The sequence below is a fragment of the Anaerovibrio sp. JC8 genome (assembly GCF_002100115.1).
Taxonomy (GTDB): Bacteria; Bacillota; Negativicutes; order Selenomonadales; family Selenomonadaceae; genus Anaerovibrio.
Genome location: NZ_ANBM01000002.1, coordinates 109,459 through 132,561, shown reverse-complemented (window position 1 = coordinate 132,561; position 23,103 = coordinate 109,459). Strand labels below are relative to the sequence as shown.

At 42.2% G+C, this 23,103-nt stretch carries 19 protein-coding genes; 17 read left to right on the top strand and 2 right to left on the bottom strand.

Annotated features, from left to right (window positions below; genetic code table 11):
* The first annotated feature begins 3 nt into the window (after positions 1 to 3).
* From D081_RS02320 to D081_RS02285, 7 genes are all read left to right on the top strand, one after another.
* Entirely contained in the window at positions 4 to 984 is a 981-nt protein-coding gene (locus D081_RS02320; RefSeq protein WP_085022524.1) for a Gfo/Idh/MocA family protein, read from the top strand.
* Positions 981 to 1,925: a Gfo/Idh/MocA family protein gene (locus tag D081_RS02315; protein WP_143272100.1), complete on the top strand. Its 945-nt coding sequence runs from the start codon at positions 981 to 983 to the stop codon at positions 1,923 to 1,925. Before D081_RS02320 ends, D081_RS02315 begins: the two co-directional genes overlap by 4 nt.
* Positions 1,925 to 2,674, top strand: a complete 750-nt coding sequence (locus D081_RS02310; protein ID WP_085022522.1) for a cytidylyltransferase domain-containing protein — start codon at positions 1,925 to 1,927, stop codon at positions 2,672 to 2,674. The genes D081_RS02315 and D081_RS02310 overlap by 1 nt, the downstream gene beginning before the upstream one ends.
* 26 nt (positions 2,675 to 2,700) lie before the next feature.
* Positions 2,701 to 4,050 carry a hypothetical protein gene (locus tag D081_RS02305; protein ID WP_085022521.1) on the top strand — a complete coding sequence of 450 codons (1,350 nt, stop codon included), beginning with the start codon at positions 2,701 to 2,703 and terminating at the stop codon, positions 4,048 to 4,050.
* A 129-nt stretch (positions 4,051 to 4,179) separates the two neighbouring features.
* The gene (locus D081_RS02300) at positions 4,180 to 5,973 is read left to right on the top strand and encodes a glycosyltransferase (RefSeq protein WP_085022520.1); all 1,794 of its coding nucleotides are present in this window, start codon (positions 4,180 to 4,182) and stop codon (positions 5,971 to 5,973) included.
* Positions 5,974 to 6,652: 679 nt separating this feature from the next.
* The gene (locus D081_RS02290; protein ID WP_085022518.1) at positions 6,653 to 7,570 is read left to right on the top strand and encodes a glycosyltransferase; all 918 of its coding nucleotides are present in this window, start codon (positions 6,653 to 6,655) and stop codon (positions 7,568 to 7,570) included.
* A 55-nt stretch (positions 7,571 to 7,625) separates the two neighbouring features.
* Positions 7,626 to 8,519: an alpha-1,2-fucosyltransferase gene (locus D081_RS02285; protein ID WP_085022517.1), complete on the top strand. Its 894-nt coding sequence runs from the start codon at positions 7,626 to 7,628 to the stop codon at positions 8,517 to 8,519.
* 211 nt (positions 8,520 to 8,730) lie between these two features.
* Here D081_RS02285 and D081_RS02280 read toward each other — a convergent pair whose 3' ends face one another.
* Positions 8,731 to 9,390: a hypothetical protein gene (locus tag D081_RS02280; RefSeq protein ID WP_143272098.1), complete on the bottom strand. Its 660-nt coding sequence runs from the start codon at positions 9,388 to 9,390 to the stop codon at positions 8,731 to 8,733.
* A gap of 331 nt (positions 9,391 to 9,721) precedes the next feature.
* Between D081_RS02280 and D081_RS02275 the strand changes: the two genes are divergently transcribed.
* Positions 9,722 to 11,005, top strand: a complete 1,284-nt coding sequence (locus D081_RS02275) for an AAA family ATPase (RefSeq protein WP_085022515.1) — start codon at positions 9,722 to 9,724, stop codon at positions 11,003 to 11,005.
* Complete coding sequence (locus D081_RS02270; protein WP_085022514.1) at positions 11,002 to 11,571, top strand: hypothetical protein; 570 nt, start codon at positions 11,002 to 11,004, stop codon at positions 11,569 to 11,571. The genes D081_RS02275 and D081_RS02270 overlap by 4 nt, the downstream gene beginning before the upstream one ends.
* A 102-nt stretch (positions 11,572 to 11,673) precedes the next feature.
* Here D081_RS02270 and D081_RS02265 read toward each other — a convergent pair whose 3' ends face one another.
* Positions 11,674 to 13,941: an anaerobic ribonucleoside triphosphate reductase gene (locus tag D081_RS02265; protein WP_085022513.1), complete on the bottom strand. Its 2,268-nt coding sequence runs from the start codon at positions 13,939 to 13,941 to the stop codon at positions 11,674 to 11,676.
* Between the two features lie 201 nt (positions 13,942 to 14,142).
* Between D081_RS02265 and pyk the strand changes: the two genes are divergently transcribed.
* The 8 genes from pyk to D081_RS02225 all read left to right on the top strand — a co-directional run bounded on the left by pyk (position 14,143) and on the right by D081_RS02225 (position 23,045).
* Positions 14,143 to 15,561, top strand: a complete 1,419-nt coding sequence (gene pyk, locus D081_RS02260; protein ID WP_085022512.1) for a pyruvate kinase — start codon at positions 14,143 to 14,145, stop codon at positions 15,559 to 15,561.
* A gap of 72 nt (positions 15,562 to 15,633) precedes the next feature.
* On the top strand, positions 15,634 to 15,858 hold the full coding sequence (gene secG / locus D081_RS02255; protein WP_085022511.1) for a preprotein translocase subunit SecG: 225 nt from the start codon (positions 15,634 to 15,636) through the stop codon (positions 15,856 to 15,858).
* Positions 15,859 to 15,920: 62 nt separating this feature from the next.
* Positions 15,921 to 16,682, top strand: a complete 762-nt coding sequence (locus D081_RS02250) for a carboxylesterase (RefSeq protein WP_233127394.1) — start codon at positions 15,921 to 15,923, stop codon at positions 16,680 to 16,682.
* Between the two features lie 84 nt (positions 16,683 to 16,766).
* Positions 16,767 to 19,130, top strand: a complete 2,364-nt coding sequence (rnr, locus tag D081_RS02245) for a ribonuclease R (protein WP_085022509.1) — start codon at positions 16,767 to 16,769, stop codon at positions 19,128 to 19,130.
* A gap of 164 nt (positions 19,131 to 19,294) precedes the next feature.
* Positions 19,295 to 19,765 carry an SsrA-binding protein SmpB gene (gene smpB / locus D081_RS02240; protein ID WP_085022508.1) on the top strand — a complete coding sequence of 157 codons (471 nt, stop codon included), beginning with the start codon at positions 19,295 to 19,297 and terminating at the stop codon, positions 19,763 to 19,765.
* 46 nt (positions 19,766 to 19,811) lie between these two features.
* Positions 19,812 to 20,792, top strand: coding sequence for a 6-phosphofructokinase (pfkA, locus tag D081_RS02235; RefSeq protein ID WP_085022507.1), 981 nt, complete (start codon positions 19,812 to 19,814; stop codon positions 20,790 to 20,792).
* 78 nt (positions 20,793 to 20,870) lie between these two features.
* Positions 20,871 to 22,574: a methyl-accepting chemotaxis protein gene (locus D081_RS02230; RefSeq protein ID WP_085022506.1), complete on the top strand. Its 1,704-nt coding sequence runs from the start codon at positions 20,871 to 20,873 to the stop codon at positions 22,572 to 22,574.
* Between the two features lie 96 nt (positions 22,575 to 22,670).
* Entirely contained in the window at positions 22,671 to 23,045 is a 375-nt protein-coding gene (locus D081_RS02225) for a desulfoferrodoxin family protein (protein ID WP_198941940.1), read from the top strand.
* The last annotated feature ends 58 nt before the right edge of the window (positions 23,046 to 23,103 follow it).

Below are 23,103 nucleotides of genomic sequence, written 5' to 3'. Positions count from 1 at the left end.
AGCATGAATATATTGGTGGTTGGTTTAGGCTCGATGGGAAAGCGCAGGATACGGCTTATAAAAGAGCTATATCCCGAGTTTGCTATATATGGTGTAGATGGACGTGAAGATCGTCAGGCAGAAGCCAGAGAAATGTATGGTATAGCAACGTATTCTACTATTTCTGCAGCAAAAATAGCCGTAGAGATTGACACGGCATTAGTATGTACTTCTCCACTATCGCATAATGCGATAATTGCTGAATGCTTAAATAACAAATGGCATGTTTTCACGGAGCTTAATTTGGTATCTGATGGCTATGTAGAAAATATGAAGTTGGCCGAAAAGAATGGGTGCACGTTGTTCTTATCATCTACTTTTTTGTACAGAGAAGAAATAAGATATTTACGGGAAAAGATTTCACCAAGTGGTAAGTGGAATTATGTGTATCATATTGGTCAATATTTGCCAGATTGGCATCCATGGGAAAACTATAAGGATTTCTTTATTGGAGATAAGCGCACTAATGGGTGCAGGGAAATCATGGCAATAGAATTGCCGTGGCTTTCGAAGACATTTGGTAAAGTAATTGATTATAGTGTAGTTTCTGATTGCCAAACGGAGCTAAATATTGATTATAATGATAATTACATTATTACGATGAAGCACGAAAATGGTAATAAAGGATGTTTAATAGTTGATGTGGTTTCGCCTGTAGCAGTAAGAAGATTAGAGGCATATCGGGAAAAAGAGTATTATAAGTGGAGTGGTACACCGGATTCGTTGCTGGAATACTGTAACGATAAAGATGCACTGGTACAGGTTCATTTACATGAGAAGGAAGAGCATAAAGAGGGCTACAGGGCATTTGTTGTGGAAAATGCCTATAAAAATGAATTGAAGGAGTTTTTCTCCGTTGTAAATGGTGACAAAAATGCTGAATATGGCTTTGCTCAGGATTATGAAATTCTGAAGCTGATAGACTCATTGGAGGAGCAGAAGTGACAGAACTCAAGGTGTGTTTTATTGGTGTTGGCTCAATTGCAAAGCGGCACATAATAAATTTAAGTCATATTTGTGAGAAAAGACAAATAGCACTTAATATAGATGCTGTCAGAAGATGTGCGAAAAAAGGCAGCGAAGCAGTTTACAGTTTGATAAATAATGTATATGGTTCTGTTGATGAGATGCCCATGGATTATGATGTTATCTTTATAACTAATCCAACTGAATGCCATCTAGATACCTTGAATAAGGTATCTAGCCACGGTAAGCACTTTTTTATTGAAAAGCCGATTACTTCCATGGCCCAGTTAGAGGCGGCTAACGCGTATGTCCCTAGAGGTGGTTCAGTTTATTATGTTGCTTGTCCACTAAGATATAATGCAGTCATTCAGTATATCAAAAAAAATATAGATACCGAGAAGATAATATCTGTGAGAAGTATTTCTTCCAGTTATTTGCCAGACTGGCGTCCGGGACAGGATTACAGAAATACCTACAGTGCCCACAAAGATATGGGTGGAGGTGTTTCAATAGATTTGATACATGAATGGGATTATCTGACCTTTTTGTTTGGTAAGCCTGGTAAGGTAAATGCCATGGTTGGCAAAAAATCAAACCTGGATATTGATAGTGACGATTATGCCATTTATATTGCAGAATATACTAATAAGGTTGTGGAGTTGCATCTGGATTATTTCGGTAGGAAAACCATTAGAGAAATGATGTTATTTACAGAAGAGGACACTATTGTTGGTGATATTGCAAATAACAGGATTTCTTTTTTATCGTCCAATAAAGTGCTGGAGTTCCAGGAGGAAAGAGATGATTATCAGATTCGGGAACTTGAACATTTTCTGGATATGATAGAAGGTAAGGTTGCCGAAGACAGTGATATTAAACATGCGATAGATGTCTTAAGACTGACTCAGGGAGAAGTATAATGAGAACATTATTTACGATCTGCGGCAGAGCTGGTTCAAAGGGAATAAAGAATAAAAATATAAAGCCGTTTTTAGGTAGGCCACTGCCGTTCTATACATTATCTGTTATTGATTTATATTTAAAAGGCCATTCTGAAATCAAATATGATATTGTCGTTAATTCGGATAGCGATGAATTGTTGGCAATGATGGCAGAGTCTGGTTTACGACCAGTTGAAACAATAAAGCGAGTGCCCGAGTTAAGTGGTGATGTAGTAGGAAAAGTGGCTGTAATAAAAAATTGCTTGAAGATTATGGAAGCCCGCAAAGAATATAAATATGATATGGTCGTTGATTTGGATATTACTTCACCGTTGCGTCGTGTAATAGACCTGGAAAACGTTATTAATAAGCATATTGAAAAAAAGGCGGATGTGACTACAACGGTTGCTACTGCCCGCAGAAATCCGTATTTCAACCAGGTAAAGAAGACAGAGCATGGCTATAAAAAGGTAATAGATTCTAATTTTACAGCTAGGCAGCAGGCTCCGGAGATATTTGACATGAATGCCTCGTTGTATGCGTATTCGCCGGAGTTCTTAAATTCTGGTAAAGGCGTCTTGGATGGGTATTGCGAAGTTATTGAAATGTTTGACACAGCAGTGTTGGATTTGGACCATGAAAATGATTTTGAATTGATGGAAGTTATTGCGAATTATTTATTTTCAAAGTATTATGATTTCGGAGAAATAAGGGATAATATAGGTTGATTTTGTCATAAGAGGAGAACTGCGTGATGAATGGAAACGTATATGTTGTTCATTGTATTGATACAGAAGGTCCGTTAAATGAGTCGATTACCGCCACTTTTGATAGAGTTTATGGCTTGACGGGCATTCGTTTAAAGCCATCATATGAGACACTGGAAAAGATTCAAAGGAAGGAAATAGATTTAGGCGGTTTTGAAGAAGTTGCCAGTTATGTATTCAGCAAGAGATTTCAAAGTTACTGCCGTACATGGTATGAAGTGGAAGATATGCTGTCTGACCTGACGTCTGATGGATTTCGAAAAAAGTATAAAGATTCCTATGGTAATGGGTGGACTTATAGTTGGTTCATTGTTGATTTGGCTGATTTTGTCACCAATCCTCGCGACAGGGCATTAGGGTATCATAATGTTTGGGATCATTACAAACAATTCTATGCGCTGCATGACATAGAGTATGATGAATTTCAGTGGCATGCTCATCCGATGAGTACATATGGCGAAGCAAATCGTTGTGCAACGTCTTATATTAATTCACCTCATATCTTGCAGTCTTTGGCACGGCGTCTAATAGACAAGGGCTTTTTCCCGAATTGTTTTAGGCCAGGTTATCATACTGAGCGACCGGATAGTCATTGGCTGTTGGAGCAATATATTCCATTTGATTATGCAAATCAGGCCGTAGAATTTACGGAGTATGATAGAGAACAAGGTGGGATTGCCGACGGGCGTAATGGCGACTGGAGACGGGCTCCTTCTACATGGGAACCATATCATCCATCACATGATGATTATCAGGTGCCAGGCGATTGTAGGCGTACAATTTTCCGTTGTTTGAATGTTGGGACTCGTATGCGGTGTATGACGCAGGATGAGGTGGACAAGGCTTTTGCCCGTGCTGATGCGGGGGAAGACACAATAATTGCCTTTGCAGACCACGATTTTAGGGATATGAGGCCGGATATAGAAGATATGTATGATATGCTGAAATCGGCTGAGAAAAGATTTCCAAATGTTAAGTGGGTAAATGCTAAAGCCTCAGAAGCAGCGAAAAAAGTATTAAAGTTATCGGACACACCTATACATCTTAATACTGAAGTCAAACGATATAAAGGAAAATGCATCTTAGTTGTTGAAACTGACCAGGACAGCTTTGGCCCGCAGCCGTTTTTAGCTTTTAAACTACGTGGAGGACGTTACTATTTAGATAATTTTGATTTCCAGGAGCCACGTAGAAAATGGACATATACCTTTGATGCGGATACTATTCATGAAGAAGATGTGGAGGCTATTGGCATAGCTACAAATTCATTGGTTGGTACCGGAGCGTTGAAAGTTATTACACTTAATAACGTAATTCTTAAAGAAAGAATGTGGTAGTTAATGGATATACGATCTTAATTTTGGAATTAGAGCTATGCAAAGTCAATATTCAATATTACACTGAACAGGAAAAATATTTTAAAATTAATAATCATTTTAGGGCGAAATGGAAAGCGAGAAAATAAAATGGGATCTATTGTGGATGATGAACATATAGCAATATGTGTTCCCTGTTACGAGAATCCTGCTACACTGGAAAGATTGATTAATTCCATTATAAAGCAGGATTATCATAATTATACATTGTTTATATCAGATGATTCGCGAAAAGATAATGTTTATAAACTGATACAGTCACTGCATATGCCTAATTTGGTATATCACAGAAATGATATTTCGTTGGGGGCTACGAAAAATTGCAATCAAGTTATTAATATGGCTAGAAAGCATATGCTACCTCCTAAGGGATATATAAAACTTATGCATCACGATGACTTTTTTACAAGGCAGGATAGCTTGCGGAAAATGGTTGAATGTTTTAAGGCACATCCTAACTGTTTTATGATATATACTGCTACACTACAATATCGTGATGGAGAGGCAAGGCCTACGTTTAGTTCGGATAAACATCAAAAACGGTTACAAAAGGATGTAGCTGAACTTTTTCGTATCAATAGTATAGGTGCACCTAGTGCAACCATGTTTCGTAATATGAAGGAATTCCCTTTTTTTGATGAAAACTTAAAATATTTGGTTGACATTGATCTATATTTGCGAGTATTACAGACATCAGAATCGTTTTTTTTAGGAGAGTATTTAATTTCCATAGGGGAAAGTGATGGTCAACTAACATATAGTTGTTTAGCGGATAAAGACCTTTTACATTATGAGTATCAATATGTTTATGATAAATTTCCAATACTTCACAAAGCAAAATACAAGAAATTATTGTGGAAAAAGCTGAATGATGACGGGAATTTTTGTAATCACTTAAAGGGGAAGTTTATTTATTGGCCAGAGTTTGTTACTGAAAAAATTGCAGAAAAAATAAGATTAAATTTTGGGTGGGCTAAAGATATGAATATTAATTGGATGAAATTTTTGATTAAAAGATGTCGACTGAATTTATTAGCGTCTATTCGCGAAAAAGAGCGTGGCAAAGCATTCATTTATAATAAAATCTATGAAACTGTAAAATATTTAGAGAGCATAGATGGAGATGCGGAGAAAAAGGAAATACTTGATTATTTGAAGAATTATTCATATATAGGGGGGGGGATTCCAGTTTTTCCTTATCCGTTTGTAGATAAATTTAAAAACTTTGATATAGATGTATTCTTGGATGAAGCAATAGGATTACGGTATGTAATTCATAATGGCAAGAAAATGTATATGAAGCGTAGTATGTCCGAGCATGAGGTCAAAAATTATATGCGTGAAATATACAAGGAACAGGATGAATTATCTCCACATCATTATGCAGTGAGAAAAGCTGATATTGAGGGTAAACATGTTGCAGATATGGGTGCAGCGGAAGGATTCTTTTCTTTGGATGTTATAGATGATGCGCAGAAAGTGTACGTGTTTGAATGTAACCCCGATTGGTTAGAGGCACTGCAGTATACGTTTCAACCGTATCGTGATAAAGTTGAAATTGTTCCAAAGTATATTGATTCAAAAACAAGTGATACAACTGTTGCAGTTGATGATTACTTTGAAAACAAAAAATTGGATTTTATAAAAGCAGATATTGAGGGATTTGAATTACCTATGCTAGAAGGTGCTAAAACGACATTAGGGCGAATTCAAACTATGTTGCTTTGTGCCTATCATAAAGCGAATGCCGAAAATGATATAACAAAATTCTTACAAGCATATGGATACAAGATAACCACTTCACCAGGATATATGTTGTTCTATTATGATGAAGAGTTGGATGAACCATATGTTAGACGTGGCGTTATAAAAGCAGAAAAATGATTATTAAGTTTAGCGGGAGGGTGATTATTATACCATTTTGTGACGTAATGAAGAGACTTAAGAGAAGTACGTGGGGATTAATTGTAGTATTTTCCATATTCTATATAGGAGCATTATGTAATGATGGCAATGAAATCATTTTGGCTGTCATCTGTACGCTTGCTGGGCTTATTGCAACAGATTTCACGTGTTTGCTTGATAAAAAAAGTAACTTTTTGAAATTGGTAATTTATGTTTCAATCGTTTTACTGTTTGTGTATGCGCTAAGTCTTTTTATCGGTGTTGCACTGACCCCTTTCCTGATAGGTTATTGGTTGACTATAATCTATAGTGCTTGGAACAAGATTAATGGGTAAACTCAATAGTGACAGATGTAACATTTATCTAGTTTAGTGATAAAGGAAAGTAATATGCGACGATTACCCAAAGAGTGGATAAAATATCAAATGGGTATAATACCAAGAAGACTTATTGTGTAAATGGACGGATATTCTTTTATAATTGGCTTTCAATTATAGATAGGTGAACAAATCTTTAGCAATCAAATTTGACGTTATAGAGGGGAAACTATGATAGATGGGAAATAGCTCATTGATAGAAATGCCTTTGAGTTTAAATTTCACATTACTTTATGATGTGGTAACTCTATGTTATTAAAATCGAAAGGAAAAAGTATATAATGCTTTCAATAATTGTTCCAGTATACAATGTAGAACAATATCTGGAGAGGTGTCTGACTTCTCTGTTAGCACAGGAATATAAAGATATAGAAATAATATTGGTAGATGATGGCTCAGAGGATTCTTCAGGTAAGCTTTGTGATGATTACGCTGAAAAATATGATAACGTCAAGGTTATTCATCAATTAAATGGCGGCCTGGGTGCGGCCCGCAATACTGGCGTGAAAGCTGCTGAAGGTGACTATATTGCTTTCGTGGACAGTGACGATTGGGTAAAACCGGATATGTTTTCCCAAATGATGAAGGAAGCTCTTTCACATCCTGATGCAGATATGGTTAAATGTGGCTATTGTGAAACCGATGGAAAGGGCTACGAAAAAGAAGTACTGTTTTCAGGAAATTCCCGGCAGCATTTGCTTGAAAAGGATAATCTTTGTAAGTATTATGGTCAAGGTGCTCTCTGGGTTATAGCATGGAATACAATATATCGCAGTGATTTGGCTAAGCGGGTAGAGTTTCCTTCTGGACTTTACCATGAAGATAATTACGCGTCTTTTTTTTATCTCTACTATAGCCGCAGCTGTATTATTGTTAATGAGCCTCTTTATTGTTATTGGCAAAATGCGGCCGGTATTATGGGATCTGCTGAAAAGCTGGCCAAGAGGCGCCACGATATGGTTGAGGTTCTTGAAAGGCTATTAGAATATGCTGATGGTCAGCCTCAGTTAAGAAACTCTACCATATACAGAAAACTGGAAGAGGGCTGGGCCAAGCATCAATACCATCTAATTCGCGATGATAAGTCGATTACGTCTATTTCTAAAGAAGCTAAGGAGAAAATAGTTAATCTTTTAGATTTTAGAAGAAAATGTATATTTATGTTTATTCTCTTGAAGCGAGGTATTGATATAAAGTAATCAGGTCATGATTGGCAATGTTATATTACATTAAAACGGCATTTGTGGAGGAAAAATGATAATTGCACATTTGACGGACGGGCTGGGAAATCAAATGTTTCAGTACGCCTTGGCCAAAGCGCTGGCCTTAAAAAACAATACAGAGATTATTTTTGATATGAGCTGGTACGAAATCAATAAGTATCGCGGGAGACGGCTTTATCAGCTGGATATTTTTCCGCTGAACTGCAAAAAAATTAATGAGGCTGGCAAGTATTGGGACTGGGCACTAAAACATTTGCATTTTACCCGCAATATATTTAGGCATAAGTCTCAGAGTAAAATTCGCAGTCTGCTTGGTCCAAGTGGAATAAGTATCAAAGAAAAAACTCCTGTCTATGATGATACGGTACCGGAGCAGGCCAAAAACAAAAATGTTTGTCTCACTGGTTACTGGCAATCTGAGAAATACTTCAGCAGCATTCGTCAGGAGTTATTAGCAGATTTTCAATTTCTTCCTGAATTGGTCGGTAAAAACCTTACAGTTAGCCAGCGTATCAAGTCTTGTGCTAATCCGGTGGCTCTCCATGTCAGACGGGGGGATTATCTGGCTACGAATTTTGATGTCTGTGGCCTGGATTATTATCAAAGAGCCGTTGAGTATATAACTGGTAAGGTCGGTGATATACAGCTGTTTGTGTTTTCCAATGATATTGGTTGGGCAAAGGAAAATATAAAAACTAACCAAGAAATTTATTTTGTGGATAATAACAGTGAAGATAATGGCTACGAGGATATGAGATTAATGAGCCTTTGCCGGCATCACATTATCGCCAACAGTTCCTTTAGCTGGTGGGGCGCCTGGTTGGGAGTGGCTGAGAATAAGATTGTGGTAGCCCCAAAAAGGTGGATGGTTAGTGAGCAATACAGCTATGACGATGTTGTGCCTAGTGGATGGATCAGGCTTTGATTGCAAGGATGTCATATAAAAAATAAAAGCTATCGTTTAATGATGTCTTCAATAAGATTTCATAACGATAGCTTTTTTCTTGCTATATTAAATTTTATTTCGCTTTACGATCTTACGACCTGTAATAATTTCTTTCCGCTTACAGTGTGGGCATTCATTTTCAATAATGCCGGTATAGCCGCAGACAGGATCACGTATACCTTATTGTTAACTATACTTTCTGTTTTAGACCTTTGGTTTCCACTAAAGCCTCTAAAATAATTCTACGAGTCTGCAATTCTATATAGTTTCTCCATAAAAAAGCAAAGGACAAAGCAATAGTAGAAACAATTATGCCAATAGAACCAGAATTTTCATCACCAATATTAAAAGACAGACTATGTATTTCGACAAATGGAGAACTTATTATACCAAAAGTCCAACAGTACTGAGCCACGAATATAATTGCAAAAAACTTGAATAACATAAACATGGTTTTCCAAAAAATTGCCGTAAACCCATTATCTACAGTTAGCCATATCCATTCATTAATTATTCTCTCATCTGGTAATCTATTACAACTATGACGCCGTTTTTTTGCAAATAAGCATTTTCTATGGTCAGTTATACACAGTTGAAAATAATCTACAAATATCCATAAGGCCGATGAAAGAAGTGCAAAGCATAATAAATTTTTATCTAAAGAACCCAACAGTACTATCATAATGGTAGTAGCCACCATCATCGCTTGATAACACCGTCCCCAACGATTATCGTCCATAATAAAATTTCGATTGAAGTAATCTTCAGAAAGCAAGTGAATAAAATAGGTTATAAGTAGTATTAATATAGATATCCAAAAAACTATAAGCCATATGCTAACCAACATCACAATCCATTACCTCACCTTTAATAAGTATATCGTCGATATATATCGAAGTTAAAACGTTTTCTATACTATTATAACACTATTTTAAATAACAAAATAAATATATGTCATAGAGTGATATTACTTTATATCTGCATAATTGAAGATGATTGCTGATATGTATGATAAAACATATATTTTCATCGAATAAAGTGGTGGATGTTATAGTGTAGAATGACGAATCACGTTTGATATTTGTTGCAATAATTGTAGATAGTTTATAAAATGATAGTGGCGTACTTCGTGTTAACGAAGACAGTGTTTGCAATGTAATGTGAAGAGGTATTAATACAAAATGAGATTATCAATACAAAATTTGGCGAAAATAAAAAATGCGGAAATAGAATTGAATGGAATAACGGTTATTGCTGGTGATAATGATACTGGAAAGAGTACTGTAGGGAAGGCATTGTATGCTATGTTTAATGGCTTTGTAAACATGGACCGTATTATACACAATCAGCGTTGCCATAGCCTAGCTAATGCCATTATTAATACGGTGGCGGAAATAGTTCCTCTTCCACATAAAAATTCAACTTTATTGGGTGGAAATTTTGGTGACATTATTGAATTCTCAAAAGTCTTACAGAATGAGCAATTACTGACATATGATAATATTGTTGAAAGGGGAAAAGAATATGTTTTAACCAACTATAATGTCAACCTGAATGACATTTTAGATGATGAAAAGTCTGTTGAACTTGAACGCCGTATAAGGAAAATTTTGCAGGTTACCAATGAAGAGATTTCTCGTCAAAGAGTTAGTAACATGTTTTCTAGGGTTTTTCAGTATCAAATAAATTCGTTACAGACTAAGAATGATGCCAGTGTAAAAATGCAAATAAAATCTAATATGGTTAGTACTGTGATAAGCGAAAATATCTGTAAAAGCGTGGAATACGATTTCAATATTAGTCATAATGCAGTTTGTGTTGACAATCCATTCGTTATAGACAATGTATCTTCGGGTTTTTTGGGTGGCGATTTCGTATTGTCACGAGATTTAGCAACTCGCCTAAGTGATCAGATTGATATCGATGTTGTAACCAGTATAGTAAACGAAAAGGATCTTAGTAAGGTGTTTGCGATTATAAATCAGGCCGTTCCTGGTGAGTTTGACAAAGAGGACAATAAGTTGGTTTTAAGACGGGGGGCTTGGAAGGAACCTCTAAATGCGACAAATTTATCAGCTGGTGTTAAGGCGTTTGCTATTCTTAAGATTTTGATTCAGAATCATCAGTTAAGAGAGAAAGATGTTTTGATTTTGGATGAGCCAGAAATTCATCTCCATCCTGAATGGCAGATACTTTATGCGGAGTTCTTAGTTCTATTCCAAAAAGTTTTTGATTTGACTATCCTGCTTACTACTCATAGCCCATATTTTCTGAATGCTATTGAGGTATTTTCTAGAAAGTATGATAGGTTGGATAAAGTTAATTATTATAAGACTAAAGTAGAAGATGATAATATGGTTACTTTGGTGGATGTTACTGATAGTATAGATGAAATATATGGTAGTATGGCAGCTCCATTCAATCGTTTGAATGAAATGGAACAGGAATTGGGGATGGAATCATGAATAATATTCCTAAACATTTTCAGGTCGCGTTATCTACATTAAAGGAAACATCGTATGATGAGGATAATAAGACATATATGACTCAATGTGAAGCAGAAGTAATTGATTTCGATATGATAAAAGACTGGTATGCTGAAACTGTGGGTGGATTAGACAGAAACCTTAGTCTTAAATCAAATGATGCTCTTTCATGTAAAGACGGACAATTTACGTTTATAGAATTTAAGAATGGTGATGTACACCATTCTAAGCCTAAAAAAGATATAAAGCAAAAAATATATGACAGTTTTGTTATTTTGTGTGATCCGCTCACAGAGGCAGATAAGGTGTTATCGAATTTTCAGGGTAATGCTAGCTATTTCAGGAATAATGTCGATTATATTCTTGTCTATAATGAATCAAAGAATCTACCTAGTAAGAATAATAAAGAATGTATATTGGAAAAATTAAATGACAAGGCTAAGAATCCGCGGTTTGGGTTGGCATATTTTAAAGGTTATCTGTTTAGAAATGTCTATACATATTCGGAGCGTGAGTTTGAGGAGCGGTTTGTGTCTAGCTTATAGGTAGTGATTGTTATATGAAGTGACCGAAGGGAATAAAAAGCTATCGCATGAAATCTATTTCTAGACTTCATAGCGATAGCTTTTTTTGATGCTTATATTTTATTATTTATCAAACACAGGTCTCTTCACAATCTTCCGGCCGGTGATGATTTCCTTCCGTTTGCAATGTGGGCATTCATTTTCAATAATGCCAGTGTAACCGCAAACAGGGTCCCGGTCTACAGGGTGGTTAATGGAGAAGTAACCCATATTGGCATCATGCATGGCCCGAACCAGGGCCTCAAAGGCCTTTACATTCTTGGAAGGGTCACCGTTCATCTCCACATAGGCGATATGACCGGCATTTTCCAGCTCATGGTATGGAGCCTCAATACGGATTTTATCAAGAGCCTTGATATCGTAGTAAACAGGCACATGGGAGCTGTTGGTCATATAAGCCCTGTCGGTTACGCCCTTGATTTTGCCGAACTTCTTGCGGTTGGCCCGCTGGAACTGGCCGGCAGTGGACTCCGCCGGAGTTCCGAAGCAGGTCCAGTTCATGCTCTCGGCCTTGGAGTAGGCATCGGTTTTTTCACGGATATGCCCCACGATTTCCAGACCCAGCTTCTGGGCTTCTTCGCTTTCACCGTGGTGCTTGCCAACGAGGGCTACAAGACACTCAGCCAGACCGCAGAAGCCAATGGAATAGGAAGCGTGCTTCAGGACCTCCTCAATGGAGTCGGTAGCCTTCAGTTTGTCGCTGTCCATCCAGATACCCTGTCCCATAAGGAATGGGTAGTTATATACATGCTTGTGCTTGATGGTTTGAAGTCTGAAAAGCAGATAGTCATGGCTTATCTGAATGTACTTATCCAGCAGGCACCAGAATTTATCCATGTTGCCGTCAGCCTCCAGGGCCAGCATTGGCAGATTGATGGTAGTAAAGGAGAAGTTACCTCGGCTACCAACTTCGCTAGGACCGTTTACGTTGCCGATGGTACGGGTACGGCAGCCCATGGTGGCAATTACTGTATTGTAGTTGCCAGGCTTGTAGTACTGCAGGTTATATGGGGCGTCCACATTAACGAAGTTAGGGAACAGTCTCTTGGCACTGGTCTTGCAGGCCTGCTGGAACAGATCGTAGTTAGGGTCCCCAGGATTATAGTTAACTCCTTCCTTCAGCTGGAATACGGAAATTGGGAAAATGGCGGTTTCACCATTGCCAAGACCGTTCCAGATGGCATTCATTACCTCCCGCATGGCCAGACGGCCCTCAGGCGAGGTATCCATGCCATAGTTGATGGAGCTGAATGGAACCTGGGCACCGGCCCGGGAATGGAGGGTGTTGAAATTATGAATCAAAGCCTCCATGGCTTGATGGGTTTCCTCGGTGGTATCGTCACAGGCCAGTCTGTAAATATTGGCTGCATCTTCCTTTAACTCCGGCTTGCTGTCTATAATGTCAGCAGGCAGTACCTTACTCAGAGCATCAATAATGGTATTAAGAGCATTGTCATCGGCTACTGGCTCGCCATCGGTGAAAACGCAGTTATCATAGTCCATGGCTGTCATAAAGCTCTTGCGGAAATCCCTTGCTTCCGGCAGTTTATTGCCACCAAAGCGGTAGAGACATGCCTTGTAGGCCTCATCAGCCATAGCCTTTCTGAAGGTCTTACGGACACCCTCTGCCATGGCATAGTCAAAGGCATTGATGGACTGGCCGCCAAACATGTCATTCTGATTGGACTGAATGGCAATGCAGGCCAAAGACGCATAGGCTCTTATGGAATTAGGCTCTCTCAGGAAGCCGTGGCCGGTGGAGAAGCCACCATGGAACAGCTTCAGCAGATCTATCTGGCAGCAGTTAAGGGTAATCAGGGAGAAGTCCTTGTCGTGAATATGGATATAATTTTCCCTATCTGCCTTGGCAAATTCCTCCGGAAGCATGTAGTTGTCCACGAAGTGCTTGGCACCCTCGGCACCCAGCTTCAGCATAATGCCCATGGAAGCATCGGTATTGATGTTGGCGTTGTCACGCTTCATGTCGGAGTCCACAGCGTCAGCAAAGAAGATATCCCGATAGCTGTTCATGAGATGCTTCTGGGCCTCACGACGGTTGGCATGACGCTGGCGGTACATGATATAGCGCTTGGCTATTTCATAGTAATCCTGCTCCATGAGGGTTTTCTCTACAATATCCTGAATATCCTCAACGTTGATATTTTCCCAGTTCTCAATGGCGGATTCCACCTGGTCCACAACCTTCTGAATATCCCTTGTGGACAGGGAATCATTTACAGCCTTGCTGGCACCGGCAATAGCGTTAAAAATCTTGGAGGAATCATAATCCACCACCGTGCCGGACCGCTTAATAACGTGCTTTAATTTCATTATGTACACTTCCTTAATTTCAAAAACTGTCCTTTATAGAATATACCAAACCACAATGAATAACAATTCTTGATTTTTTACCACGTTTGTGCTAGACAATCGTGGTACAATAGAATAGAATGAATAGGCTAAGTATAACATTTTTTAATAAACCAATTTAAGATATATAAATAGCAATAATGTAAGGAGTGTGCTGAGCAAATGTTTAAGAAGACAAAAATCGTATGTACCATGGGTCCTACCACTGATAAGCCGGGGATTATTGAAGAGCTGATGAAGAACGGCATGAACTGTGCCCGTTTTAATTTCTCCCACGGTGACCACGCAGAACAGCTGGGAAGAATCGAAAAGGTGCGTGAGGCGGCTCGTCACACTGATACCATTATTCCGCTGCTGCTGGATACCAAGGGCCCTGAGATGCGTTTGGGCTCCTTTAAGGAGGGCAAGGTACAGCTTACCAAGGGCAACACCTTCCGTCTTACCCAGTCCGATGAGCCGGGAGATGAAACCGGGGCTCCTATCAGCTACAAGAACCTTTATAACGAGGTAAAGCCAGGGGATACCATTCTTCTTTCCGATGGTCTTGTGGGTCTGGAGGTAAAGGAAATTCAGGGTCAGGATATCGTGACCACCATTTTGAATAACGGTCCGATGAGCACCCGCAAGCGTGTAGCTGTTCCGGGCGTAGCCATTGGTCTTCCGCCAATTTCCGAGCAGGATGAAAAGGATATTCTCTTCGGTATTGAGCATGACATGGATTTTGTGGCCGCTTCCTTTATTCAGCGTGCCAGCGATGTGGAGGCTATCCGCAAGCTCATTAAGGACAACAACGGCAATATGGAAATCATTGCCAAGATAGAAAATCTTGAGGGCGTAAAGAATATTGATGCCATTATCGATGCGGCTGACGGTATCATGGTAGCCCGTGGCGACCTGGGCGTGGAAATTCCGGCAGAGGATGTTCCTGTTATCCAGAAGGAAGTTATTGCCAAGTGCAACAAGGCGGGCAAGCTGGTAATTGTAGCCACCCAGATGCTGGAGTCCATGACCAATAATCCTCGTCCAACCAGAGCCGAGGTTTCTGATGTAGGTAATGCCGTATTTGATGGTACCGATGCCATTATGCTCAGTGGTGAAACTGCCAGCGGTGATTATCCGGTGGAGGCAGTGCAGACCATGAGCACCATTGCCAAGCGCATTGAGGAGTCCATTCATTACGAAAACCGCTTCATCACCAAGGGGATGGAGCATAAGAAGAGCATTACCGACGCTGTGGCCCATTCCACTGTGCAGCTGGCCTATGAGCTGGATGCCACTGCCATTATTACTCCAACTGAGACCGGCTTTACCACTCAGATGGTGTCCAAGTACCGTCCGCAGGCAACCATCATTGCCTATGCCACCACCTCCAAGGTGGCCCGTCAGCTGAACCTGCGCTGGGGTGTACAGCTGGTTAACGGCCGTATCTGGGATGATGAGCCGGACCGCACCGGGGCAGCCATCAGTGCCGCTCTCAGATCCGGTTTCGTAAAGCAGGGCGACATTGCTGTGGTAACCTCCGGCATCAACATGAGTAAGGGCAACAACACCAATAAGATTCAGATCAGAACCATCGACTAATCCATCTCTTGTATTTCCTAATATATTGTGTTATGATATACTATACTTTGAGATGGAATAGGAGGTCCGTAGATGCTTACGGTTTTAATGGTAATAGATGCATTGGTAGCTATTGTACTGATCGGTTCAGTGCTGGCTCAGTCTCCAAAGTCTGCAGGCATGGGCCTGGGCGGCGGCAGTGACACAGTATTCAGCAGCAGTGCCCGTGGTATGGATGCATTGCTGGCAAGAGTAACTGTAGTCTTTGCAATTCTTTTTGCAGTAGTCACCCTGGTTATCGCAAAGATGACTATGTGATTAGACACCAGACGCTTACTATCCATCATAGCTTTATGGTAGATAGTAGGCGTTTTTTATTTATGAAAGGAATAATCACCATGATTATTAACGGCGGCGAGCCTTTCTTCATGAAGGGAGGCCCACACGGCATTCTTTTAATTCACGGATTCACCGGAGTTCCGGCAGAAATGTCTTTATTGGGACGTTATCTCAACGACAGGGGTTATACTGTGTTGGGGGTACGTCTGGCCGGTCATGGAACCACCACCGAGGATATGGCTCATATGACGGCGGAGGACTGGTATGATTCCGTGTGTGATGGTTATTCCATATTGGCCTCTATGTGCGACAAAATTTCTGTAGTGGGCCAGTCCATGGGAGGTCTGCTTAGCATTATATTGTCCGCCAATGCTCATGTGGTATGCTGCTGTTCCTTGGCTGCCCCTATTTATATTCATGAGGACAAACAGCTTTACAGGCTGCCGGCCAAGGAATTTTGCTGTAACAAATACTGGCCTAAAAAGAAGCGGATGCATTTTGATGTGCCCCAGGTGTGCAATGCCTCTTATGGGGAATATCCAATGATGTCCGTTCATGAGCTCCTTGACCTCATTGACAGAACTAAGCGGGAGCTGCCACGGGTGAAGTGCCCTATGCTGGTAATACATAGCCACAACGATCACACTGCCCGGGACCGCAGTGCCAACAAAATATACGATTTGTCCGGAAGCTATGAAAAGGAACTGGTATGGCTGGAGGAGTCTGGCCATTTGATAACAATAGGCTGCGAGCGGGATAAGGCCTTTGCCCTTATTGACGAATTTATTCGTGAGCACTCATAAAATGATAATAGTCATGGGACTAAATGTTTAACTCAGCAACCCCATGACTACATATAATGTATTGCATATTTTTGAGAGATAAACATGAAGAGAAAATTACAACATAAAAAAATAAACAAGAAAATAAAACAAGTAAAAAATAAAATAATTCATAAGGAGCCTGCGGCTGAGGATCTGGTAACAGGAACATTGGCCCTGTCCAGCCGTGGTTTTGGTTTTGTGACCCCTGAGGGGATGCAAAAGAATGAGGATGACATATTCATTTTAAAATCCGGCCTTAATACTGCCATGAACGGCGACAAGGTGCAGGTGCGCCTGTTTCCTCAGTACGCTGTCACTCCGGGACGTTCCAAGGAGGGGGAGGTATATAAGGTCATAGAGCGGGCCAACAGCAAGATTGTTGGCATTTTTTCCGCCAGCCGCAATTTCGGCTTTGTATCTCCTGATGATACCCGTATAAGGGAGGATATTTATATTCCCGCAGGACAATTTTTGGGTGCCAAGACCGGGGACAAGGTAGTGGTGGAGGTTACCCAGTGGCCTGAGGAGGGCCGCAAGGCCGAGGGCCATATTGTGGAGGTGCTGGGAAAATCCGGTGCTCCAGGGGTGGATATTCTCTCCATTATGCGTCAGTACGATCTGGCAGAGGAATTCCCTCAGGTTGTTCAGCAGGCCGCCAATGCCGTGGAGCAGTCCATTAAGGCAGAGGAGCATATTGGCAAAGATGGCCGGGAGGACCGCCGACATCTTAAGATCGTCACCATTGATGGTGAAGATGCCAAGGACTTGGACGATGGCGTCTATGTGGAAAAGCACGATGACGGCAGCTTCTTCCTTGGTGTATATATCGCCGATGTCAGCTGGTATGTGCGGGAAAATCAGCCATTGGATATTGAGGCCCAGGCCAGAGGCACCAGTGTGTATCTGGTGGATAGGGTAGTTCCGATGCTGCCCAAGGAGCTTTCCAATGGTATCTGCAGCCTTAATGCGGGAGTAGACCGCCTGTCCATGGCCTGTGAGATGGAAATCAGTCCTGAGGGCATGGTGACCAAGTACAAGATTTTGCCGGTGGTGGTTCATGTATACCGCCGTCTGACCTATACTCTGGTGAATAAGATTCTGGTGGACCGGGATGTGGATTTCTGCCGGGATAATGAGGATATATTGCCACTGCTGTATAATTTGGAGGAAGTCCGCAATGCCATGTACAAGCATCGCCATAGCCGGGGATCCATTAATTTTGAGGTGCCGGAAATCAAGGTTAAGCTTGATGAAAATGGCCGGGCTGTGGGCTTAAAGAAGCGGGTCAGCAATCTGGGCGAGTCCATTGTGGAGCAGTGTATGCTGGCTGCTAATGAAACCGTGGCAGAGCACATGTGCCGCCGTAAGCAGCCGTTTATGTACCGTATCCATGAGACACCGGAGCCAAGCAAGATAGAGGCCCTGAACCGTCTTATGGGAACCTTCGGCTTGCATATAAAGACCTCTCCAGAGGGGAACGTGCGTCCAAAGGAGCTGCAGATTGCCCTGGAGAAAATCGCCGGGAGGCCGGAGGAAAAGATACTCAGCACCGTGTCACTTCGTTCCATGCAGCAGGCAAGATATGCAGCAGAAAATGAAGGACATTTCGGGTTGGCTGCCGAATATTATACTCACTTCACTTCACCAATCCGCCGCTATCCGGATTTGATAGTACACCGCCTGCTTCGGGAGAGCTTCCCAACAGGCAGTATTCCTAAGGCACGCCGGGAGCAGCTTATTACCAATCTGCCGGAAATGGCTGACCACGCCTCCAAGCGGGAGCGCATAGCCGTATCTGCCGAGCGGGATACCACGGATCTGAAGAAGGTTGAATACATGGAGCAGTTCGTTGGTGATACCTTTGAAGGGGTTATCAGCAGCGTTACGGGCTTTGGCTTCTTTGTGGAGCTGGATAATGGCGTCGAGGGTCTGGTTCACATGACCACCCTGAAGGACGACTACTATGATTACGTAGAGTCCCGCTATGCTTTGGTTGGCAATCATCATCACCGCAGCTACCAGCTGGGTGATACGGTGGAGGTAATTCTGGTAAGGGCCAGCGTAGAGGAAAAATCGCTGGATTTCGTGGTTAAGGACAACTGTGATTCACGGGCCCTGCTGATGGAAAATTCTTCTGACCGCAAGCCAAAAGAAAAATCCTCTGGCAAAAAGTCCAAGGAGAAAATCAGCAAGGCTACAAAGGCCGGCAAAAAATCAACTAAAGCGGAGAAGAAAACTGGCAAGTCAGACAAAAAATCCGCCAAGAAATTTGACCGCAAAAAGCCGTCTAAGGATAAGAAGAAAAAAGTTGAAAAGGTTGCTTCTGAAAGGCCTAAAAAGAAGACCAAGGCTTCCAAACGCAATAAGCACGACCACAAGTCGGTAAAGAAAAGAAAGAATAAAGATAATATAATTGTTGAAATATAGTATGATTGCTCAGTATGGTCTATATGAGGACATATTTTACCTTGGTACTTAGTGAATTCAAGCTGAAAGCGCAGAATGAGCTTAGTACCACTAGGTAAACTAGAGAGCGCGAGCGTTCCGCATATGGACCAATACTGAGCAATATATGGAGATTTAAATTTTTTATGGGAAGAAAGAATACAGGAACCAAAATAGTCTGCGAAAACCGCAAGGCCCGCCACGACTATTTTATTCACGACACCTTCGAAGCAGGGCTGGTCCTTCAGGGAACTGAAGTAAAATCCCTGCGGGAGGGCAAGGCAAATCTTAAGGACAGCTACGCCGAAATTAAAAATGGTGAGATATTTATTGTAAATATGCACATCAGTCCGTATGACCACGGAAATATTTTTAATCACGACGAACGCAGGCCCCGCAAGCTTTTGATGCATAAACAGGAAATAATAAAATTATTTAGTAAGACCCGGGAGAAGGGTTTTACCATAGTTCCGTTGAAAATATACTTTGTTAAGGGTCGTGCAAAAATAGAAATTGCGTTGGCCAGTGGCAAGCACAACTATGATAAGCGTCAGGATCTCAAAGATAAAGCTGTCCGCAGGGATGTGGAACGTGATTTAAGAGACCGCCAAAGATAGCTTCCCCTGGGGGAAGGATACCCGAAGGGCGGATGAGGGGGTAATATTGATGGTAAAAAATATTGCTGTACTAACCAGCGGCAACGACTGCCCGGGCATGAATGCCTGCATCAGGGCCGTAGTCCGGACCGCAGTACACCAGGGCGTCCATATCTGGGGCGTTCACAACGGCTACAGGGGACTTATTAATGATGAAATTGAGGAGCTCACCACCCGCAGCGTAGGGGACATGATTCAGCGGGGAGGCACCTTCCTTGGAATTGCCCGTAGCGGTGAGTTCTTTGAGGAGGATGGCCGCCGTCAGGGTTATGAGAATCTGAAAAAGCATGGTATTGAGGGACTCATAGTCATAGGTGGAAGTGGCAGCATCAAGGGTGCGGCTACCATGAGCAAGGAATTCGGCATGCCGGTTATCGGTATTCCGGGAACCATTGAAAATGACGTGTGGGGTACAGATTATACCATTGGCTCCGATACGGCAGCCAATACGGTGGTGGATGCCATCAACAAGCTCCGTGATACGGCCTGTGCCCATCGCCGTATAGTTCTGATAGAGGTTATGGGCAAGACCTCCGGGTGGTTGGCCATGACAGCCGGTATTGCCGGCGGGGCCGAGTATGTGCTGGTGCCTGAGACCAAGTCCAACATTGACCAGATTTGCGAGGAAATTCGGGCAGATTATGCCAAGGGCAAGAAGTACAGCCTGCTGGTAGTGGCAGACGGTGCCCTGAAGGGCATGGGAGTTACCACCACAGAGCTGGGCAAGCAGATTCAGGAGAAGACCGAGATAGACACCAGGGTTACGGTGCTTGGTCATATTCAGCGGGGCGGCTCACCAACAGTTGAGGACCGTATTAATTCCAGCATGCTGGGGGAAAAGGCTGTGCTGGCTATGATAGAGGGCAAGAAGGACGTGGTGGTAGGATTCGATACAGGGGTTGTAGTAGAGATTCCTATTGATGAGGCCACGAATAACCGCAAGACTCTGGATACGGAGTTTATCAGACTGTCCAAGGTTTTGGCATAAAACTAAGTCCAATAAAAGAGATAATATTTTGGTGGGTGCAGGCAAGTTGTGGTATTCTCCAAAAGGGAGGTATGAAGGATGAATGATTTAAAGGTTACGGCAAAAATTTTAATTTTGGTGGCTATCAGTATTATTGGTATGCTGTTCGTGGGTTATAAAGGGTATTCATCCATTGACCAGGCAGCAGTGGAGCTGGATTATCTTTATGCCCGTGAGCTTCAGAGCGTAGATATGCTGGGCAGTGCCACAGAGAAAATGAGAACCATCCAGGTTCGTTCCATGCAGGCTATTGCTGATCCGGTTCGTTGTGATGAAGTAAAGAAATCCCAGGCCAAGGATATCGCTTCCTTTGATGAAGAAATCAATGCATATGCTGCTTTGGTAAAGGATGATCCTGCCAAGGATGCCAAGGTTAAGGAAGTATTGGGAACCTGGAATAAATTTAAAGTATCTCTGCCAGCTGTTATTGATGCTGTAAAAGCCGGTGGATCAGAAGCTGGTACTGCTGAGTACAACAGAGCGGCCAAGGATGATACCACCAAGCTGCGCGATCAGTTGAAGGCGTTGACCAAGGAAGCTGTTGAAGAAGCAGCAGCCGTAAATGAGGCCAATCAGGAAGCCAGCAAGAGTGCAACCCGTACCATGGTGGTTTGTATTGTTATCTGCTTTGTTTTGCTTCTCCTTGTTAGCATGGTTATTATCAGGGCAATCAAGTCACCTCTTAATGACATGATTGATACCTGTGATCGTCTTAAGAGTGGTAACTTTGTTATTGAAGGCCGTGCCTCAACTCGTGGGGATGAATTTGGTGATGTGGAGCGTGCCCTCTTTGAAATGTCCAAGTCTGTAAATTACTTCCTCAGTGAAGTATCAAAGAGTGCTGAGCAGATAGCTTCCGCTTCTGAGGAGCTTACTGCAAGCTCAATGCAGTCTGCGGATGCAGCTGTATCCGTAGCCCAGTCCGTAACCGGTGCTGCCGAAATAGTTGAAAAGCAGCAGGTGGCTGTAGATAAGGGCAGCTCCGAGGTTATTAAGATCAGCGAATCAGTAGAAAACATAAGCAAGGAAGCTGAAAGCGTTGCTGACAAGTCCAGACAGGCCGCAGACAAGGCTTCTGCCGGTACTGTGGAGGTTGGCAGCTCCGTTAAGCAGATTCATAGTGTTAGACAGAGCTCCGAGTATGCTTCTCAGCTGGTAGACAAGCTGGGCGAGCGTTCCCAGGAAATTGGTGCCATCGTAGACACCATCTCCGATTTGGCTGGCCAGACCAACCTGCTGGCACTTAATGCCGCCATCGAGGCAGCCCGTGCCGGTGAGCAGGGCCGTGGCTTCGCCGTTGTAGCAGAGGAAGTAAGAAAGCTGGCTGAGCAGTCCGGTGAGGCAGCCCAGCAGATAGCACAGCTTATCAGTGGTATCCAGAATGATACTAGCAAGGCTGTGGATGCCATGGCCAAGGGCAATGATGCAGTAATCGAGGGTACCAAGTCCGTAGAGGGCCTGAGCCAGGTATTTGATGAAATTGCCGGCATCGTTAATCAGGTTAGTGAAAATGTTAACCAGATGGCTGACACAGTTCAGACTGTTGCCCGTCAGGCAGAAGGAATTACCGATGAAATGCACCAGATTGATACCGGTGCCCGCCGTGTAGCTGATGAAATGCAGTCAGTATCCGCTGCCACCGAAGAGCAGTCCGCTTCCGCCGAGGAAATCGCCTCTGCCTCCGACGCATTGGCTAAACTCGCCCAGGATGTACAGACTGTACTGAGGAAGTTTAAGTTCTAAAAGTTTTCCTTATATTTTTCATATTACTGTTATATAATTAGCCTAGATATCCGTTTTGAGTAATTTTGTTAATATTGTGTGTATTGATGGGAGTGAATCGAAATGAGATTTTTCAAGTGCGATTTGTGTGGTAATATTACTACTGCCTTGAGCGATGTTAAGGGCCCATTGTCCTGCTGCGGCCAGGGAATGACCGAGCTTATTCCTGGTACCACCGATGCTGCCCAGGAAAAACATGTTCCGGCTGTAACTGTAGATGGCAACAAGGTGACCGTTAAGGTGGGCAGTGTTGAGCATCCTATGACCGATGCCCATTACATTCAGTGGATTGTTATTGAGACCAGCAATGGCTGCCAGATGAAGAAGCTGACTCCACAGGATAAGCCGGAATCAAGCTTCCTGCTGGCAGATGGCGAGAGCCTGGTGGCAACCTATGAGTACTGCAATCTCCATGGTCTTTGGAAGGCTTGATGGGGCAGTTTTATTAAAAAGTTAAGAGAATTTACAGAGGACTGGCGAAAGCCGGTCC

Excerpts from the sequence above, each read along its gene's own strand:
- D081_RS02285 (WP_085022517.1), top strand. The coding sequence starts at position 7,626 with ATGATAATTGCACATTTGACGGACGGGCTGGGAAATCAAATGTTTCAG.
- D081_RS02300 (WP_085022520.1), top strand. The coding sequence starts at position 4,180 with ATGGGATCTATTGTGGATGATGAACATATAGCAATATGTGTTCCCTGT.
- D081_RS02230 (WP_085022506.1), top strand. The coding sequence starts at position 20,871 with ATGAATGATTTAAAGGTTACGGCAAAAATTTTAATTTTGGTGGCTATC.
- secG (WP_085022511.1), top strand. The coding sequence starts at position 15,634 with ATGCTTACGGTTTTAATGGTAATAGATGCATTGGTAGCTATTGTACTG.
- D081_RS02320 (WP_085022524.1), top strand. The coding sequence starts at position 4 with ATGAATATATTGGTGGTTGGTTTAGGCTCGATGGGAAAGCGCAGGATA.
- D081_RS02305 (WP_085022521.1), top strand. The coding sequence starts at position 2,701 with ATGAATGGAAACGTATATGTTGTTCATTGTATTGATACAGAAGGTCCG.
- D081_RS02275 (WP_085022515.1), top strand. The coding sequence starts at position 9,722 with ATGAGATTATCAATACAAAATTTGGCGAAAATAAAAAATGCGGAAATA.
- smpB (WP_085022508.1), top strand. The coding sequence starts at position 19,295 with ATGGGAAGAAAGAATACAGGAACCAAAATAGTCTGCGAAAACCGCAAG.
- D081_RS02270 (WP_085022514.1), top strand. The coding sequence starts at position 11,002 with ATGAATAATATTCCTAAACATTTTCAGGTCGCGTTATCTACATTAAAG.
- rnr (WP_085022509.1), top strand. The coding sequence starts at position 16,767 with ATGAAGAGAAAATTACAACATAAAAAAATAAACAAGAAAATAAAACAA.
- D081_RS02290 (WP_085022518.1), top strand. The coding sequence starts at position 6,653 with ATGCTTTCAATAATTGTTCCAGTATACAATGTAGAACAATATCTGGAG.
- D081_RS02310 (WP_085022522.1), top strand. The coding sequence starts at position 1,925 with ATGAGAACATTATTTACGATCTGCGGCAGAGCTGGTTCAAAGGGAATA.
- D081_RS02265 (WP_085022513.1), bottom strand. The coding sequence starts at position 13,941 with ATGAAATTAAAGCACGTTATTAAGCGGTCCGGCACGGTGGTGGATTAT.
- pyk (WP_085022512.1), top strand. The coding sequence starts at position 14,143 with ATGTTTAAGAAGACAAAAATCGTATGTACCATGGGTCCTACCACTGAT.
- D081_RS02250 (WP_233127394.1), top strand. The coding sequence starts at position 15,921 with ATGAAAGGAATAATCACCATGATTATTAACGGCGGCGAGCCTTTCTTC.